At 69.4% G+C, this 15,639-nt stretch carries 16 protein-coding genes; 6 read left to right on the forward strand and 10 right to left on the reverse strand.

Features of this window, described 5'->3' with window-relative positions; genetic code table 11:
• The first annotated feature begins 75 nt into the window (after positions 1-75).
• The 3 genes from BLP95_RS08375 to phaC all read left to right on the forward strand — a co-directional run bounded on the left by BLP95_RS08375 (position 76) and on the right by phaC (position 3,065).
• On the forward strand, positions 76-531 hold the full coding sequence (locus tag BLP95_RS08375) for a hypothetical protein (protein WP_089678175.1): 456 nt from the start codon (positions 76-78) through the stop codon (positions 529-531).
• 140 nt (positions 532-671) lie between these two features.
• A complete protein-coding gene (locus BLP95_RS08380; protein WP_023005651.1) occupies positions 672-1,121 on the forward strand; it encodes a phasin family protein in 450 nt (149 codons plus the stop codon).
• A gap of 123 nt (positions 1,122-1,244) precedes the next feature.
• Positions 1,245-3,065, forward strand: coding sequence for a class I poly(R)-hydroxyalkanoic acid synthase (gene phaC / locus BLP95_RS08385; protein ID WP_089678177.1), 1,821 nt, complete (start codon positions 1,245-1,247; stop codon positions 3,063-3,065).
• A gap of 122 nt (positions 3,066-3,187) precedes the next feature.
• On the opposite strand, the gene lnt is transcribed toward phaC, so the two are convergent.
• The 5 genes from lnt to miaB all read right to left on the reverse strand — a co-directional run bounded on the left by lnt (position 3,188) and on the right by miaB (position 8,817).
• Positions 3,188-4,657, reverse strand: coding sequence for an apolipoprotein N-acyltransferase (lnt, locus tag BLP95_RS08390; protein ID WP_089678179.1), 1,470 nt, complete (start codon positions 4,655-4,657; stop codon positions 3,188-3,190).
• A gap of 23 nt (positions 4,658-4,680) precedes the next feature.
• A complete protein-coding gene (locus tag BLP95_RS08395; protein WP_089678181.1) occupies positions 4,681-5,559 on the reverse strand; it encodes a CorC family transporter in 879 nt (292 codons plus the stop codon).
• Positions 5,560-5,567: 8 nt separating this feature from the next.
• A complete protein-coding gene (gene ybeY, locus BLP95_RS08400) occupies positions 5,568-6,050 on the reverse strand; it encodes an rRNA maturation RNase YbeY (RefSeq protein WP_089678183.1) in 483 nt (160 codons plus the stop codon).
• The gene (locus BLP95_RS08405) at positions 6,047-7,132 is read right to left on the reverse strand and encodes a PhoH family protein (RefSeq protein ID WP_089678185.1); all 1,086 of its coding nucleotides are present in this window, start codon (positions 7,130-7,132) and stop codon (positions 6,047-6,049) included. Before BLP95_RS08405 ends, ybeY begins: the two co-directional genes overlap by 4 nt.
• 341 nt (positions 7,133-7,473) lie before the next feature.
• Positions 7,474-8,817: a tRNA (N6-isopentenyl adenosine(37)-C2)-methylthiotransferase MiaB gene (miaB, locus tag BLP95_RS08410; protein ID WP_089678188.1), complete on the reverse strand. Its 1,344-nt coding sequence runs from the start codon at positions 8,815-8,817 to the stop codon at positions 7,474-7,476.
• Between the two features lie 436 nt (positions 8,818-9,253).
• Here miaB and BLP95_RS08415 point away from each other — a divergent pair, with 436 nt between their 5' ends.
• The gene (locus tag BLP95_RS08415) at positions 9,254-9,892 is read left to right on the forward strand and encodes a TIGR04211 family SH3 domain-containing protein (RefSeq protein WP_089678190.1); all 639 of its coding nucleotides are present in this window, start codon (positions 9,254-9,256) and stop codon (positions 9,890-9,892) included.
• Between the two features lie 22 nt (positions 9,893-9,914).
• Positions 9,915-10,562, forward strand: coding sequence for a thiopurine S-methyltransferase (locus tag BLP95_RS08420; protein WP_089678192.1), 648 nt, complete (start codon positions 9,915-9,917; stop codon positions 10,560-10,562).
• Positions 10,563-10,571: 9 nt separating this feature from the next.
• On the opposite strand, the gene BLP95_RS08425 is transcribed toward BLP95_RS08420, so the two are convergent.
• On the reverse strand, positions 10,572-11,162 hold the full coding sequence (locus BLP95_RS08425; protein ID WP_089678194.1) for a YajG family lipoprotein: 591 nt from the start codon (positions 11,160-11,162) through the stop codon (positions 10,572-10,574).
• A gap of 113 nt (positions 11,163-11,275) precedes the next feature.
• Here BLP95_RS08425 and BLP95_RS08430 point away from each other — a divergent pair, with 113 nt between their 5' ends.
• The gene (locus tag BLP95_RS08430; RefSeq protein ID WP_176760252.1) at positions 11,276-11,701 is read left to right on the forward strand and encodes a GNAT family N-acetyltransferase; all 426 of its coding nucleotides are present in this window, start codon (positions 11,276-11,278) and stop codon (positions 11,699-11,701) included.
• 9 nt (positions 11,702-11,710) lie between these two features.
• On the opposite strand, the gene BLP95_RS08435 is transcribed toward BLP95_RS08430, so the two are convergent.
• The 4 genes from BLP95_RS08435 to cysP are packed head-to-tail and all read right to left on the reverse strand — an operon-like array spanning position 11,711 to position 15,536.
• Complete coding sequence (locus BLP95_RS08435; RefSeq protein WP_089678198.1) at positions 11,711-12,814, reverse strand: sulfate/molybdate ABC transporter ATP-binding protein; 1,104 nt, start codon at positions 12,812-12,814, stop codon at positions 11,711-11,713.
• Positions 12,811-13,638: a sulfate ABC transporter permease subunit CysW gene (gene cysW, locus BLP95_RS08440; protein WP_089678200.1), complete on the reverse strand. Its 828-nt coding sequence runs from the start codon at positions 13,636-13,638 to the stop codon at positions 12,811-12,813. Before cysW ends, BLP95_RS08435 begins: the two co-directional genes overlap by 4 nt.
• Positions 13,638-14,507 (reverse strand): sulfate ABC transporter permease subunit CysT, encoded by an 870-nt coding sequence (gene cysT, locus BLP95_RS08445; protein WP_089678202.1) that lies wholly within the window; start codon positions 14,505-14,507, stop codon positions 13,638-13,640. The genes cysW and cysT overlap by 1 nt, the downstream gene beginning before the upstream one ends.
• Before the next feature lie 18 nt (positions 14,508-14,525).
• A complete protein-coding gene (gene cysP / locus BLP95_RS08450; RefSeq protein WP_089678204.1) occupies positions 14,526-15,536 on the reverse strand; it encodes a thiosulfate ABC transporter substrate-binding protein CysP in 1,011 nt (336 codons plus the stop codon).
• Between the last annotated feature and the right edge of the window lie 103 nt (positions 15,537-15,639).

The following is a 15,639-nucleotide window of genomic DNA, read 5'->3' on the forward strand; positions in this document are numbered from 1 at the left end:
ACGCCACCCTCGTTGAGGGATGGCGCCGGCGGCCTGCTACACTGCGGACTGGACCCCAAGGACAAGGCCGCCACCATGAAGATCAACGTCGAGTTCGACCTCACCCCCGACGAGTTCCGCCAGGCGCTGGGCCTGCCCGACGTGGCCGGTTTCCAGAAGGACTTGCTGGATCGCATCCAGCGGCAGATGGAATCCGGTGTCGAGGGCTACGATCCCATGAGCCTGATGCAGCCCTTCCTGCAGCAGTCCGGCATGGGGCAGGGGCTGACCCAGGGGCTCTCCCAGGGCCTCTCCCAGGGGCTCTCCAGCTTCGGCACCTACCAGCAGATGATGCTCGACATGCTCAAGCAGGCCGGCCAGTCGGCCGCCCAGGGTCGCGATGCCTCGGGCGGTGAGGTGAGCGAGTCCGGCGCCTCGGCGGGGACGAAGGCCGCGGGCACTGCCTCGGCCAGCTCCTCCCGCAAGGCCGGCACCTCCAGCCAGAAGAAGGGCACCGCCAGTGCTCGGTCACGCACCAAGCGGGAGGAGTAAGCTCGCCGCCGTCGCCTTTCATCGTCTTGCCGCTGTCTTGTAGCTCTCTTGCAACATGGGCGCTGGCAGACTAGGCTTTGTGCAGTGCAACATGGCGGGTGCAACACCCGCCAGGCGAAACCATCACGGGAGGATTCCCCATGCAGGACAAGATGATCGAAAACTTCAACGAGCAGACCCGCAAGTTCTTCGAGCCGATGCGCAAGCTCAACTCCCTGATGCTGGACAACATGGAGAAGCTCTCGCAGTACCAGATGGAGTCCATGAAGCGCTACAGCCAGATGGGCACCGAGCGGCTGCGCGACGCCAGCGAGGTCAAGGACGCCGACAGCCTGCGTGACTTCGGCACACGCCAGGCCGAGATGATGAACCAGCTCTCCGAGCAGATGATGGAGGACGCCAAGGCGCTCTCCGAGATGAGCATGGAGTTCAAGGCCGAGATGGAGAAGCTCTTCACCGAGCAGGCCAAGGCCCTGGGTGAGGCCCAGCAGGGCGCCGCCGCCCAGGCGCAGGGCGCGGCGGCCAAGGCCGAGAAGAGCGAGCAGCCGGCCAAGGCGCAGTCCTCGCGCGGCGGCAGCACCAAGAGCTGAGGCGCCGGCATCCTGCCCGCCTGCCATCGCAGGTCACCGATCGAACCGCCGCCCTCCCCAGGAGGGCGGCGACGCATGCTGTCTGACGTCGGCTCGGCATAGCCGACGCACCGGGAGGGTTCAATGCAGCCAGGGGTTCAAGCACCGACACAGGCCGAGCTGGAGGCGTGGAACGCCCAGCTCCAGCAGATCGGCGAGGAGTATCGTCACCTGATGGGCGACCTGCTGGAGCGCATGGTGCCCAGCGATGCCGCCGACTCCGTCTATGAGGACATGCGTTCAAGCTTCCAGGCGGCGGCCGAGTCGCTGATGGGCAACCCGCCCCAGCTGTGGCAGACCCAGGCGCGGCTGCTGCAGGACCAGGTCCAGCTGTGGCAGAACGGCCTGCGCGCCATGGCCGGCGAGCCGGTGGAGCCGCTGGTCACGCCGGCCAAGGGCGATCGGCGCTTCAAGGACGAGGCCTGGACCCAGGACCCCTACTACCTGGCGATCATGCAGCAGTACCTGCTCTTCTCGCGGCTGGTGGAGGAGCTGATCGACGGCCTCGAGCTGCCGGCGGAACAGAAGCGACGCCTCGACTTCTATGCCCGCCAGCTGGTCAACGCCATGTCGCCCACCAACTTCGTCACCACCAACCCGGAGGTGATGCGCCGGACCATGGAGACCCAGGGCCAGAACCTGGTTGACGGCCTGGCCCGGCTGCGCCAGGACCTCGCCAACTCCGCCGAGGGGCTCAACGTCACCATGACCGACCGCAGCGCCTTCGAGGTGGGCCGCAACATCGCCGTCACCCCGGGCTCGGTGGTCTTCGAGAACGAGCTGATCCAGCTGATCCAGTACGCCCCCACCACCGAGCAGGTCTACAAGACCCCGCTGCTGGTGGTGCCGCCCTGGATCAACAAGTACTACATCCTCGACCTGCGCGAGGATAACTCCTTCGTGAAGTGGCTAGTGGGGCAGGGGCACACAGTGTTCCTGATCTCCTGGCGCAACCCCGGGCCCGAGCAGCGCGACCTGACCTGGGCCGACTACATGCAGCTGGGACCCATCGATGCCATGGCGGCGATCGAGCAGGCCACCGGCGAGAAGTCGGTCAACTTACTCAGCTACTGCGTGGGCGGGACCCTGGCGGCCTCCACCGTGGCCTACCTGACCAGCACTCGCCGCGGGCGCAAGGTGAAGTCGGTCACCTACATGACCACGCTGCAGGACTTCCGCGATCCCGGCGAGATCGGCGTCTTCCTCAACGAGCCCGTGCTGCAGGGCATCGAGGCCAAGATGGCGCGCGATGGCTACCTGGATGGCCGGGTGATGGCCTTCAGCTTCAACCTGCTGCGCGAGAACGACCTCTTCTGGTCCTTCTATATCAGCAACTACCTGAAGGGCGACGTGCCGGCACCCTTCGACCTGCTCTACTGGAACACCGACGGCACCAACCTGCCGGCGGCCACCCACGGCTGGTACCTGCGCCACATGTACATGGAGAACCGCCTGGTCCAGCCCGGCGGCATCGAGCTCGACGGCGTCAAGATCGACCTGCGCAAGGTCTCCACGCCGAGCTACTTCCTCTCCACCCGGGAGGATCATATCGCCCGCTGGAACAGCACCTACTACGGCGCCCTGCTGCCCAAGGGGCCGGTCAAGTTCGTGCTGGGTGGCTCGGGCCATATCGCCGGGGTGGTCAACCCGCCGCACAAGAACAAGTACGGCTACTGGACCAACGACGCGCTGCCCGAGACCCACGAGGCATGGCTCGAGGGGGCCGAGCAGCATGAGGGCTCCTGGTGGCCCCACTGGCAGGCGTGGATGACCGACAACGGCTACGCCGACCCCGAGAAGCTGGTGCCGGCCCGCCAGCCCGGCGACGGCGAGCTGGATATCCTCGAGCCGGCCCCGGGGCGCTACGTCAAGATGACCATCCCCGAGGTGCTGGGCGAGAAGTAAGCGCCAAGCCGGTCGGTGACGGGCGGCAGGGCCAAGGTAGAAAACCAACCCCCCCGTCGGATCGGATCCGACGGGGGTTTCTTGTGGGCACAGCCTAGGTAGATTTGGCCGCTTGGCCGCTCTCAACTCTGTATGCGACGCCGCCGCAGGCCCGGCAGCACCATCAGCGCGGCGAGCAGCCAGGCGGGCCAGCTGCCGGTGCGGGTGAAGGGCGTCAGGCCCGTCATGGGCTGTACCTCGCCGGCGAGGCTTGCCATCTCGAACTGCGGGGCGCGCGCTATCACCTCGCCGCGCGCGTCGATGAGGGCTGTGACACCGTTGCTGGTGGCGCGCATCAGGTAGCGGCCGTTCTCCAGGGCGCGCAGCCGTGCCATCTGCAGGTGCTGCAGCGGGCCGATGGAGCGCCCGAACCAGGTATCGTTGGAGACAGTCAGCAAGAGCTCGCTGTGGCGTGCCTGGGCGGCCACCTGGTCGGCGTAGATGATCTCGTAGCAGATGGCGTTGCCGATGGCGGTGCCGCCCACGACGATCGGCCCCTGCCCCTCGGGCCCCGGAGTCATCGCCGGCATGGGCAGGTCGAAGAAGGCGATGGTGCCGGCGAGCAGCGGTTCCAGCGGCAGGTACTCGCCGAAGGGCACCAGGTGGCGCTTGCGGTACGCGCCCTCGACGTCGCCCAGGCCGATCACGCTGTTGTAGTAGAGTCCCTCGCCGTCGCGCTGCAGGATGCCGGTGAGCAGCGCGGTCCGCGGGGCCAGGTTGGATTGCACCCGCTCGAGGATCGGGCGCGCCTCGCGCTCGAACATCGGCAGCGCCGCCTCGGGCCAGACGATCAGGTCCAGGTCGTCGGGCTGGGCGCGGGTGAGCTCGGCGTAGCGGTTGGCCGCCTCGCGCTGCCCCTCGGCGCTCCACTTGATGGTCTGGTCGAGGTTGCCCTGCAGCAGGGCGACTCGCAGCGGTTCACCGGTGGGCTGGGTCCACTGGGCGGGCAGCGCCAGGGGCAGTAGCCACACTGCGGCCAGCGGCACGGCGGTCCAGGCACGCCGGCGCAGCAGCTCGACACCCAGGGTGCCGGTGAGCGCGGTGAGCAGCGAGAGCAGGTAGACCCCGCCCACCGGCGCCCAGGGGGCCAGCGGGGAGTCGACCTGGGAGGTGCCCAGCAGCAGCCAGGGGAAGCCGGTGAACAGCCAGGTGCGCAGCCACTCGCCCAGCACCCAGGCGCCGGCGAAGCTGAGCCAGGCAAGCCTGGGCCCGGTGAGGCGGCGGTAGGCCCACAGGGTCACGGCGGGGAACAGCGAGAGGCCGGCCACGAACAGGGCGGTGAGTGCCAGCGCCAGGGGCACGCCGGTGTAGCCGTAGTCGTGGATCGACACGAAGACCCAGGAGGCACCGGCGCCGAACAGGCCGAGGCCGTAGCAGGCGCCGCGCAGGGCGGCCTGGCCGGGAGAGAGGGCGCTCAGGCCCGTATAGAGCAGACCCGCGGCCACCGGGCCCAGCCACCAGAGCTGGAAGGGGGCGGCGGAGAGGGTGGTGAACACACCCGCCGCCAGGGCCAGCAGACAGCCCAGGGCGGGGGAGAGGCGAAACGCCGGCATGGGAGCCCTCCGTGGCGATGGCGTCAGTCGTTGGCGTCGGGCTCGTCGGCCTCGCAGCGTTCGGCCTCGAGCAGGCGGATGCGCCGGTTGTCGGCGTTGAGCACGGTGAAGCGCCAGCCGCCGATCACGGTGTGCTCGCCGCGGGCGGGCAGGTGGCCGAAGCGCTGCATCACCAGGCCCCCCAGGGTATCGAACTCCTCGTCGGAGAAGCGGGTCTCGAAGCGCTCGTTGAAGTCCTCGATGGGGGTGAGGGCGCGGATCGCGAAGCGCCCTCCCTCCAGCTCGCGGATATCCTCCTCCTCGTCGGCGTCGTGCTCGTCCTCGATCTCGCCGACGATCTCCTCGAGGATATCCTCGATGGTGACGATGCCGGCGGTGCCGCCGTACTCGTCCACCACGATCGCCATGTGGTTGTGGGTGCTCTGGAACTCCTTGAGCAGGCTGTTGAGGCGCTTGGACTCCGGCACGAAGAGCGCCGGGCGCACCACCTCCTCCAGGCGGAAGGGGCGGCCATTCTGCTGGCCGCCGCGCAGCAGCGGCAGCAGGTCCTTGGCCAGCAGGATGCCCTTGACCTCGTCGAGGTTCTCGCCGATCACCGGGTAGCGGGAGTGGCCGGTCTCCAGGATCACCGGCAGGTACTCCTCCAGCGGCTGGTCCAGGGCGATGGCGGTGACCTGGGAGCGCGGGATCAGCACCTCGCGGACCTGCTGGTCGCTGATCTGCAGGGCGCCCTCGATGATCATCATGGCGTCCTGCTCGAGCTTGAGGCGGCTGGCCGCCTGGCGCAGGAACTCCAGCAGCTCGTCCCGGGAGCTGGGCTCGTCGCTGTCGCCGGTGAGGGCGTTGAGCAGCTTCTCGAACCAGGACCGGTGGTCCTGGCTACTCGATCGGTCTTCGCTCATGGGTCGGGTCACTCCTCCTCGCTGTCGGGCGCCGTTCGATAGGGGTCGGCGATCCCCAGTCCGTCCAGTATCTCGCGCTCGAGCGCCTCCATGGACTCGGCCTCGTCGTCCTCGAGATGGTCATGGCCGAGCAGGTGCAGGGTACCGTGCACCACCATGTGAGCGTAGTGATCTCCGAGGGGCTTGTCCTGCTCGGCGGCCTCGGCCACCACCACCGGGTGGCAGACCACCAGGTCGCCGAGCAGCGGCAGGGCCACGCCGGGCGGGCACTCGAAGGGGAAGGAGAGCACGTTGGTGGGCCTGTCGCGGCCGCGGTAGTCGCGGTTGAGCGCGCGGCTCTCCTCGGTGTCCACCAGGCGCACGGTGAGCTCGATGCGCGTCTCCTCGGGGTGGCGGGCGAGCACCGCCCCCACCCAACGCTCGAGGTCGGCCTGGCTGGGCAGCCCCTCGGCCTCGATCGCCGCCTGGCGGTCGACATGGGCAGGGGTCATGAGTCGTCTCGCTCGCGGTCGCGGCGCTCCAGGCGCTCCTGGCGCAGCGCCTCGCGCTCCTGATCGCGGGCCTCCTTGCGGGCGCGCTCGGCAGCCTCCTGCTCGGCCTCGAAGCTGTCGTAGGCCTCGATGATGCGCTGCACCAGCGGGTGGCGCACCACGTCCTTGGCGGCGAAGTGGGTGACACCGATGCCGGGAGTGCCCTTGAGCACCTCGAGCACCTGGATCAGCCCCGAGCTCTGGCCGCGGGGCAGGTCGACCTGGGTGACGTCGCCGGTGATCACCGCGGTGGAGCCGAAGCCGATGCGGGTCAGGAACATCTTCATCTGCTCGCGGGTGGTGTTCTGGCTCTCGTCGAGGATGATGAAGGCGTTGTTCAGGGTGCGTCCGCGCATGTAGGCGAGCGGGGCGATCTCGATCACCTGGCGCTCGATCAGCTTGGCCACCTGCTCGAAGCCGATCATCTCGTAGAGGGCGTCGTAGAGCGGGCGCAGGTAGGGGTCGATCTTCTGGGCCAGGTCGCCGGGCAGGAAGCCGAGCTTCTCGCCGGCCTCCACCGCCGGGCGCACCAGCAGGATGCGACGCACCTCCTGCTGGTTGAGGGCCTCCACCGCGGCGGCCACGGCCAGGTAGGTCTTGCCGGTACCCGCCGGCCCGATGCCGAAGTTGATGTCGTGGGCGCGGATGCTCTGCACATAGCCCTGCTGGTTGAGGCCGCGGGGCTTGATCAGGGTGCGCGGGGTGCGGATCAGCACCTCGCCCTCGTCGGCGCCACCCTCGTCCTCCTCGAGGGCCTCGAGGCCCGACTCCTGGAGGAAGAGGTGCACGGTGTCCGGAGCGAGGTCGCTGGCCTCGGTCTCGCGGTAGAGGTGCTCCAGCAGGTTGGCGGCGGCCTTGACCCGGTGGATGGGCCCGGCCAGCTGGAAGATGTTGCCGCGGTTGCGCAGGGTGATGCCCAGCCGCGACTCCACCAGCTTGAGGTGCTCGTCGCGCTGGCCGCACAGGGTGGCCAGGCGGCGGGGGTCGTTGGGTTCGAGGGTCAGGGTGATGATGCGGTTGGCCTGGGAGGCTGGCTGGCTCAAGGCGGGCGGGTCCCCTGGATGGTGAATGGTTGGGCTCAGCTTACTGCCCCGGCGATTGCCGGGGCAATGTGTGAAGGGCTATCGCGTCCGGAATGTGGTTCTCGCGCCCAGGGGCGCCGGCGGGGGCAGACCGAAGAGGACGTCCCACGCCAGGGGTGAGAAGCACTGCTTCGAACGGGCTGGCCATGGATGGCCAGCACCGGTCCTGCAAGTGAAGCAGGACGCGAGAGCGAAGCAGGGCGTCGGTAGCGTCCAGGGAATGGTTCACAGCGCCTCATGGTCGGTCCGGCGTCCCGGGGTCTACCGCCGGATCAGCCCCGGCAGCAAGACTCCTGCCTATGTCAGTAGATCGCCGGGGAGGCAAGCTCGCCGCGCAGCGAGTTGGGCAATGCCTCGCTGATCTCCACGTCGACGAAGACACCAATCAGCTCGGTGGGGTTGGGGGCGCGGAAGTTGACCACCCGGTTGTTCTCGGTGCGCCCCGAGAGCTGGCCCGGGTCCCGAGGCGCGAAGCCGGTGACCAGGATACGCTGGGTGGTGCCCACCATGCGCCGGCTGATCTGCATGGTCTGCTGGTTGATGCGCTCCTGGAGGATCGCCAGGCGCTGCTTCTTGGTCGCCTCCGGGGTGTCATCCTCGAGGCTGGCCGCCGGGGTGCCCGGGCGGGCCGAGTAGACGAAGCTGAAGGAGTGGTCGAAGCCGATGCGATGGATCAGGTCCATGGTGGCCTCGAAGTCGGCCTCGGTCTCGCCGGGGAAGCCGACGATGAAGTCCGAGGAGAAGCTGATGTCGGGACGCAGCGCACGGATGCGCTCCAGCTTGTCGACATACTCCTCCACGCCGTGGCCACGCTTCATGGCGGCGAGCACCCGGTCGGAGCCGGCCTGCACCGGCAGGTGCAGGTGGCTGACCAGCTCCGGGATCTCGCCATAGGCCTCGATGAGGCTGTCGGAGAACTCCACCGGGTGAGAGGTGGTGAAACGAATGCGGTCGATTCCCTCCACCGCGGCCACGCAGGCGATCAGCTCGGCCAGGTCGATCTCGTCGCCCAGCCGGTTCTCGCCGCGGTAGGCATTGACGTTCTGGCCCAGCAGGTTGATCTCGCGCACGCCCTGGTCGGCCAGGTGGATCACCTCGTCCATCACCGCCTCGAAGGGGCGCGAGACCTCCTCGCCGCGGGTGTAGGGCACCACGCAGAAGGTGCAGTACTTGGAGCACCCCTCCATCACCGAGACGAAGGCGGTGGCGCCGTCGGAGCTCGGCTTGGGCAGGTGGTCGAACTTCTCGATCTCCGGGAAGGTGACATCCACCACCGAGATCTGGCTCTGCTGGCGCGAGTCGAGCATGGCCGGCACCCGGTGCAGGGTCTGGGGGCCGAACACCATGTCGACGTGGGGCGCGCGCTTGCGCAGCGCCTCGCCCTCCTGGCTGGCCACGCAGCCACCCACCCCGATCACCAGGTCGGGGTTGGCCTCCTTGAGCTTCTTCCAGCGGCCGAGCTGGTGGAAGACCTTCTCCTGGGCCTTCTCGCGGATCGAGCAGGTATTGAGCAGGATGACGTCCGCCTCGCGCTCGTCGTCGGTAAGCTCGAGGCGGTGGGATTCGCCGAGCAGATCCGCCATGCGGGCGGAATCGTACTCGTTCATCTGGCAGCCGTGCGTCTTGATGAAGAGTTTCTTCGCCATAAGAATTGGGTCGTGGCGCCAGGCGCCCGACGTCTGTCACCGGTGGATTCGGGAATGGTCGACGCTCGCGACGGCGAGCCGCCGGCGGCGGGGTGGCGTTGGCCCTGGCCATGAATCGACGGGAAGGGCCAATGGAAAACAGGCCATTATTATACGGGTCGCGCCGGCCGGGAGCCAGCCTGGCTGCCGGGCGAGTGTGCTACCCTGAGCCACCTGCGGGACCCGTCGCTGGTCAGGAAGTGACCAGTCACGCCGAGCGCCCATGGGGTGCCGCCGCCGCGACGCTTTCCCACGGTTGTCCCGACGGTTGTCCACAGCAGCTGTGAACAAGCATCGCGGTGCCGCGGGCAGGAGGCCCGCGGCACCCACGCATCGCGCAGAACCCGAGCCATCATGCGGACTGCATCCGCCAGGACTTTTCAGCCAGGACCACGGCATGACGACACACCACATCACATCGCGACTCGGCCTGGGGCTGCTGCTGGGCCTGCTGGCCCTGCCGCTCTCGGCCCAGGAGGATCAGCAGGCGGGCGACACCGTCTGGGTCTCCGATGCCCTTACCACCTATGTGCGCAGCGGCCCCACCGACGGCTACCGTATCGTCGGCACCCTGACCGCCGGCGAGCCCGTCGAGCGCCTCGAGACCTCCGGCGACTACACCCGGGTGCGCGGCCCCGGCGGCGACGTCGTCTGGGTGCCCAGCGGCCAGCTTCAGGAGGCCCCCAGCGCCCAGGTGCGCCTGCCCGAGCTCCAGCAGCGCGTCGCCGAGCTGGAGGCCGAGCTCGAGGGGATCAACGCGACCTGGGAGGAGCGTATCGCGACGCTGCGCGAGACCCTGGAGGTGCGCGATGCGCGTATCGCCGAGCTGGAGGCGCGTAACCACGAGCTGGACGGCGAGGCGACAAGCTCCCGCGAGGCCGTGCGTGACCTCCAGGCGCGCCTGGATACCCGCGAGGAGGACCTGCTGCTGCGCTACTTCATGTATGGCGGCGGCGTGGCCGGCGCCGGCCTGCTGGTGGGGCTGGTCATCCCCCACCTGCCGCGCCGCCGCCGCAAGCGCGATCGCTGGTTCTGAGCCCATGAAGGAAGAACCGGAGATGGAGAACGCGTGGCTGGCCCGCTGGCGGGAGGGGCGCATCGGCTTCCACCGAGACGCCCCACATCCGGCGCTGCGACGCCACTGGCCGGGCCTCGCGGTGCCCGCCGGCACCAAGGTGCTGGTGCCGCTGTGTGGCAAGAGCCTCGACATGCGCTGGCTGGCCCGGCAGGGCCATCCGGTGCTGGGGATCGAGCTCGCCCCCGAGGCGGTCGAGCAGTTCCTGGCCGAGGGCGGCGAGCCGGTGTCGCGCTACCGTCAGGCGGGCTTCGAGGTGTGTCGCCAGGGTAGCGTCGAGCTGTGGCGCGGCGATGTCTTCCACTTCCATATCGAGCAGGCGGCGGAGATCGGTGCCTTCTACGATCGCGCCGCGCTGATCGCCCTGCCGCCGGCGACCCGCCAGCGCTACGCCTTCCACCTGGCCCAGCTGATTCCCCCGGGGGCGCGAGGGCTGCTGGTCGCGCTCACCCGAGCCCCCGGCGAGGAGCAGGCCGGACCGCCCTTCCACGTATCGGAGGCGGAGGTACGCGAGCTCTTCGCTCCCAACTTCCGGCTTACCCTGCTAGCGCGCGGCGAGCCGGAGGCGGGCAGCGGCTTCCGGGAGCACGTCTGGGCGCTGGTGCGCCGCGGGCCCCTGGACGAGGCCTGACGCCGCGACTCAGCGGGCCAGCAGGCGTCCCAGTTCGGGATCGCGGAAGGCGCGGTCGAGGCCGTCCTCGAGCAGTGCCTCGATCATCCGGGTGTTGGCCTCCTGGTCCGGGCGCAGGGCATAGCCCTGGGTGCGGCGCGAGGTGTAGGTTCCGGTGTAGGTGTTGCCGCCGTTGATCGCCTCGGCGACGAACACCGCCTCCATCCGCGCCTCACCGATCACCGGCTGGCTGTCGCCGCGCCCGTAGCCCAGGTGGGCCAGGGTCAGGGTCAGGCTGGGCCGCCCCTCGGCGGGCTCGGTGGTGGGGGTGAAGCCCATCTCGCGCAGGGCCCGCTCGGCCTCGCGCTGCAGACGGGGTACCAGCTGGTGGGCGTAGACGGTGATGGTGGCGGTGGACATGGCGCTGCCGCCGCGGGTGCCGATCACCTCGCCGTCGCGCCCATCGACGGCGACCACCGTCACCGTCTGGCCGCTGCCGGTCTGGGGCACGGCCGCGCTGCGCCTGGGGTCGACGTCGAGGGTCTGGGGGGCGGCGCAGCCGGCCAGCCAGCCGGCGGCCAGCAGGGCGAAGGGCAGGGCGAGGAAGCGACGACGCTGCATGGCGGGACTCCCGTGTCGAGGATGTGGGACGCCAGTATAGCCGGCGGGGTCGTCGGCCGGTACGCCGGCGGTGGCTCGGTTACACTGTCGGCATGTGCCGAAGGAGTCGTGCCATGATCCGCACCGCCACCGCCGAGGATATTCCCCGGCTCACCGACATCTGGCGGCGTGCCGCGACGCGCGCCCACCCCTTCATCCCCGCCGGGTTCTGGGCCTCCCGTGCCGAGGCCATGGCACGGCGGCTGGCCGTGGCCGAGGAGCTGGAGGTGCTGGAGGTGGAGGGACGGGCGATCGGCTTCGCCGCCCTGGACGGCGACCACCTCGAGGCGCTCTACATCGACCCCGAGGTGCAGAGCTACGGCCACGGTTCACGGCTGATGGCCCACGCCATGGCGCGGCATGCCCGGCTCACCCTGTGTGTCTACTCGCGCAACGTGCGCGCGGTCTCCTTCTACCACCGGCTGGGCTTTCACGCCGTGGACCAGCGCCGCGAGCCCGAGGCCGGCGAGGAGGAGACCCTGATGTGCTGGGAGCGCTGAGGCCGCGCCTCAGGCCGCCGCCGCGCGCGCCGGGGCGGCTGGCTGGGGACGACCATCCGCGGTGAAGCGGTGCCAGCGGCGCGGCACCGCGAAGAGGCGCTGGCCGCGGGTCAGGCCCAGGCGCTCGTAGTCGGCGTGGCGCAGCGTGGCCAGCCACGGTTCGGCCATCCAGTCGGCGGCCAGCTCCACCCGCACCTCGGCGCCCACCGGGGAGACGGCGGTGACCGTCGCCGGCAGGTGCGCCTCCGGGCTCGGCGTCTCGGCCAGGCGCACCTCGTGGGGACGCAGCAGCAGGCGCTCACGCCCCTCGGGCAGCGAGGTCCGAAGGCGTGCCGCGCCGCAGGTCAGCACCCCGTCGCGAACCTCGCCCTCCAGGTGATTGACGTCGCCCAGGAACTCGAAGACGAAGCGGTTGGCCGGCGCGTGGTAGAGGGCGTCTGGGGTGTCGATCTGCTCGATGCGGCCGTGGCTCATCACCGCCACGCGGTCGGAGAGTTCCAGCGCCTCCTCCTGGTCGTGGGTCACGAACAGGCTGGTGAAGCCCAGCTCGTCGTGGAGCTGGCGCAGCCAGCGCCGCAGCTCCTGGCGCACCTTGGCGTCCAGGGCGCCGAAGGGCTCGTCGAGCAGCAGCACCTCGGGACGCAGGGCCAGCGCCCGGGCCAGGGAGACGCGCTGCTGCTGGCCGCCGGAGAGCTGGGCAGGGTAGCGCTCGGCGAAGCGCTCGAGCTGCACCATCTCCAGCAGGCGATAGACCCGGGCGCGGATCTCGCCGCTGGAGGGGCGTTCGCGGCGCGGCAGCACGGTGAGGCCGAAGGCGACGTTGTCGAACACCGTCATATGGCGGAACAGCGCATAGTGCTGGAAGACGAAGCCGATGCGCCGGTCGCGCACGTGCACGTCGGTGACGTCGCGGTCGCCGAACAGGATGCGCCCGGCGGGGTCGCGGTCCGGGCGCTCGAGGCCGGCGATGATGCGCAAGAGGGTGGTCTTGCCCGAGCCCGAGGGGCCCAGCAGGCCCACCAACTCGCCCTCGGCGACCTCCAGGTTGACCGGTTCCAGGGCGCGCCCGGCACGACCATAGTGCTTGGCGATATCGCTCAGGCGGATGCTCATGGGGAAACCTCCTGGCGCGCGGTGCGCCATTCCAGGCCGGCCTTGGCGGCCAGGGTGAACAGGGCGAGCAGGGCCAGCAGGGCGGCGCTGGCGAAGGCGCCCACGGTGTTGTAGTCCTGATAGAGCTGCTCGAGGTGAAGCGGCAGGGTCATGGTCTCGCCGCGGATCGCCCCGGAAACCACCGAGACGGCGCCGAACTCGCCTACCGCCCGGGCGTTGGTGAGGATCACCCCATAGAGCAGCGCCCAGCGGATGTTGGGCAGGGTGACCCGGCGGAACAGGGTCCATCCCGAGGCGCCCAGGGTCACGGCCGCCTCCTCTTCCCGGGAGCCCTGGGCCTGCATCAGCGGGATCAGCTCGCGGGCGACGAAGGGGCTGGTGACGAAGATCGTCACCATCAGGATGCCCGGCCAGGCGAACATCAGCTGGATGTCGTGGGCGTCCAGCCAGCCGCCAATCCAGCCGTTGCGGCCGTAGAGCAGCAGGTAGACCAGCCCCGCCACCACCGGCGAGACGGCGAAGGGGATGTCGATCAGGGTCTGCAGCAGGCGCCGCCCCGGGAAGTCGAAGCGGGTCACCAGCCAGGCCAGCGCCACCCCAAACACCAGGCAGATGGGGATGGTCAGCACGGTGACGAACAGCGTCAGGCCGATCGCCGCCAGGGTGTAGTCGTCGCTGACGTTGGTCCAGAACACCGCCACCCCCTCGGCGAAGGCCTGGGCGAAGATCGCCACCAGCGGCAGCAGCAGGAAGAGCCCGGCCAGCAACAGGGCGACGGCGATCAGGCCGCGCCGCACCGCCGGGGCATCACCGATCCGTTGCATCAGCCGCGTCCTCCATGCAGTTTGCGGATGAAGCGCCCCTGCCAGACGTTGATCGCCAGCAGCAGCGCCAGCGACACCGCCAGCACCACCGAGGCGATGGCCGAGGCGCCGGCATAGTCATACTCCTGCAGCTTGACGAAGATCATCAGCGAGGTGATCTCGGTCTCGAAGGGGGCGTTGCCGGCGATGAAGATGATGGCGCCGAACTCGCCCAGGGAGCGCACGAAGGCGAGCCCGGTGCCGGTGACCAGTGCCGGCCACAGGTAGGGCAGCAGCACCCGCCGAAAGCCGGTGGCGTCGCCGGCGCCCAGGGTCATGGCGGCCTCGTCCACCTCGGGGGGCAGGTCCTCGAGCACCGGCTGCACTGTGCGCACCACGAAGGGGATGCTGGTAAAGGCCATGGCCAGGGCGATGCCCACCCAGGTGTAGGCGACCTGCAGGCCCAGCGGCTCGAGCAGGGCGCCGACCCAGCCGTTGCCGGCGTAGAGGGTGGCAAGCGTGATGCCCGCCACCGCGGTGGGCAGGGCGAAGGGCAGGTCCATCAGGGCGTCGAGCAGGCGCTTGCCCGGGAAGTCGTAGCGCACCAGCACCCAGGCCATCAGCAGGCCGAAGGCGGCGTTGGCCAGCGCCGCCACGGCGGCGGCGCCGATCGTCACCGTGTAGCTGGCCACCACCCGGCTATCGCTGACGATCGCCCAGTACTCCGCCAGGCTCAGCCCCTTGAGCTGGCCCACCAGCCCGGTCATCGGCAGCAGCAGCACCAGCGACACGAAGGTCAGGCTGATGCCCAGCGACAGGCCGAAGCCGGGCAGCACCCGCTGCGTGCGGGCGGGGAGGGGCAGGGCCAGGCGTGCGGCGCGTTGACTCATGGTGATGGCTCCGCGCGCCTAGCGGCGCTGCAACTGGTCCAGGAGGCCGCCGCTGGCGAAGTGGGTCTCCATGGCCGCGTCCCAGCCGCCGAAGACCTCTTCCACCTTCAGCAGCTCGGTCTCGGGGAACTGCTCGGCGAACTCCTCGACCACCGCTTCGTCGTGCACGCGGTAGTTGAAGCCGGCCAGCAGGCGCTGGGTCTCCTCCGCGTAGAGGTACTCCAGGTAGGCCCGGGCCAGCTCCTGGTTGCCGTTGCGCTCGGCGTTCTCCTCGACCACGGCCACCGGGAACTCGGCCAGGATGCTGACCGGCGGCACGATCACCTCGTAGTCGTCGCTGCCGTACTCGCCGCGGATGTTGTTGACCTCGGACTCGAAGCTGATCAGCACGTCGCCGATGCCGCGCTCGATGAAGCTGGTGGTGGCGCCACGGCCGCCGGTGTCGAACACCACCACGTTGCCGAGGAAGTCGCGCATGAAGGCCTGGATCTGCTCCTCGTCGCCGTCGAACTGATGCTCGGCGAAGCCCCAGGCGGCCAGGTAGGTGTAGCGGCCGTTGCCGGAGGTCTTGGGGTTGGGGAAGACGATCTCCACGCCCTCGTCGTCCAGGTCCTCCCAGCCGTCGATGCCCTTGGGGTTACCCTTGCGCACCAGGAAGGCGGTGGTGGAGTAGTAGGGCGAGGCGTTGTTGGGCAGCGCCTGCTGCCAATCCTCGGCCACCAGGCCGTCGTCGGCCAGCACCTGGACGTCGGTGACCTGGTTGAAGGTGACCACATCGGCGCGCAGCCCCTGCAGGATGGAGCGCGCCTGGGCGGAGGAGCCGCCGTGGGACTGCTGAATGGCGATCTCCTCGCCCTGGGTCTCCTGCCAGTGGGCGATAAACTCGGGGTTGATCGCGGCGAACAGCTCGCGGGCGATGTCGTAGGAGGAGTTGAGCAGCTCGCGCTCGGCCGCCATCGCCGGGGCGGCCAGGCCGGCCCCCAGGGCGATGGCGAGCAGCGGGCGAGCGAGACGGGGATGGCGGATCATGGCGTGACTCCAGGAGGTGTGAATGACGTTGCGAGAAGAGTAGGCCGGCGCAAAAGTAATTACAATGGTATTTTTTATTCGATTATAGAATATTTGGCTGCGC

It is taken from the genome of Halomonas shengliensis, from assembly GCF_900104135.1.
GTDB lineage: Bacteria > Pseudomonadota > Gammaproteobacteria > Pseudomonadales > Halomonadaceae > Halomonas > Halomonas shengliensis.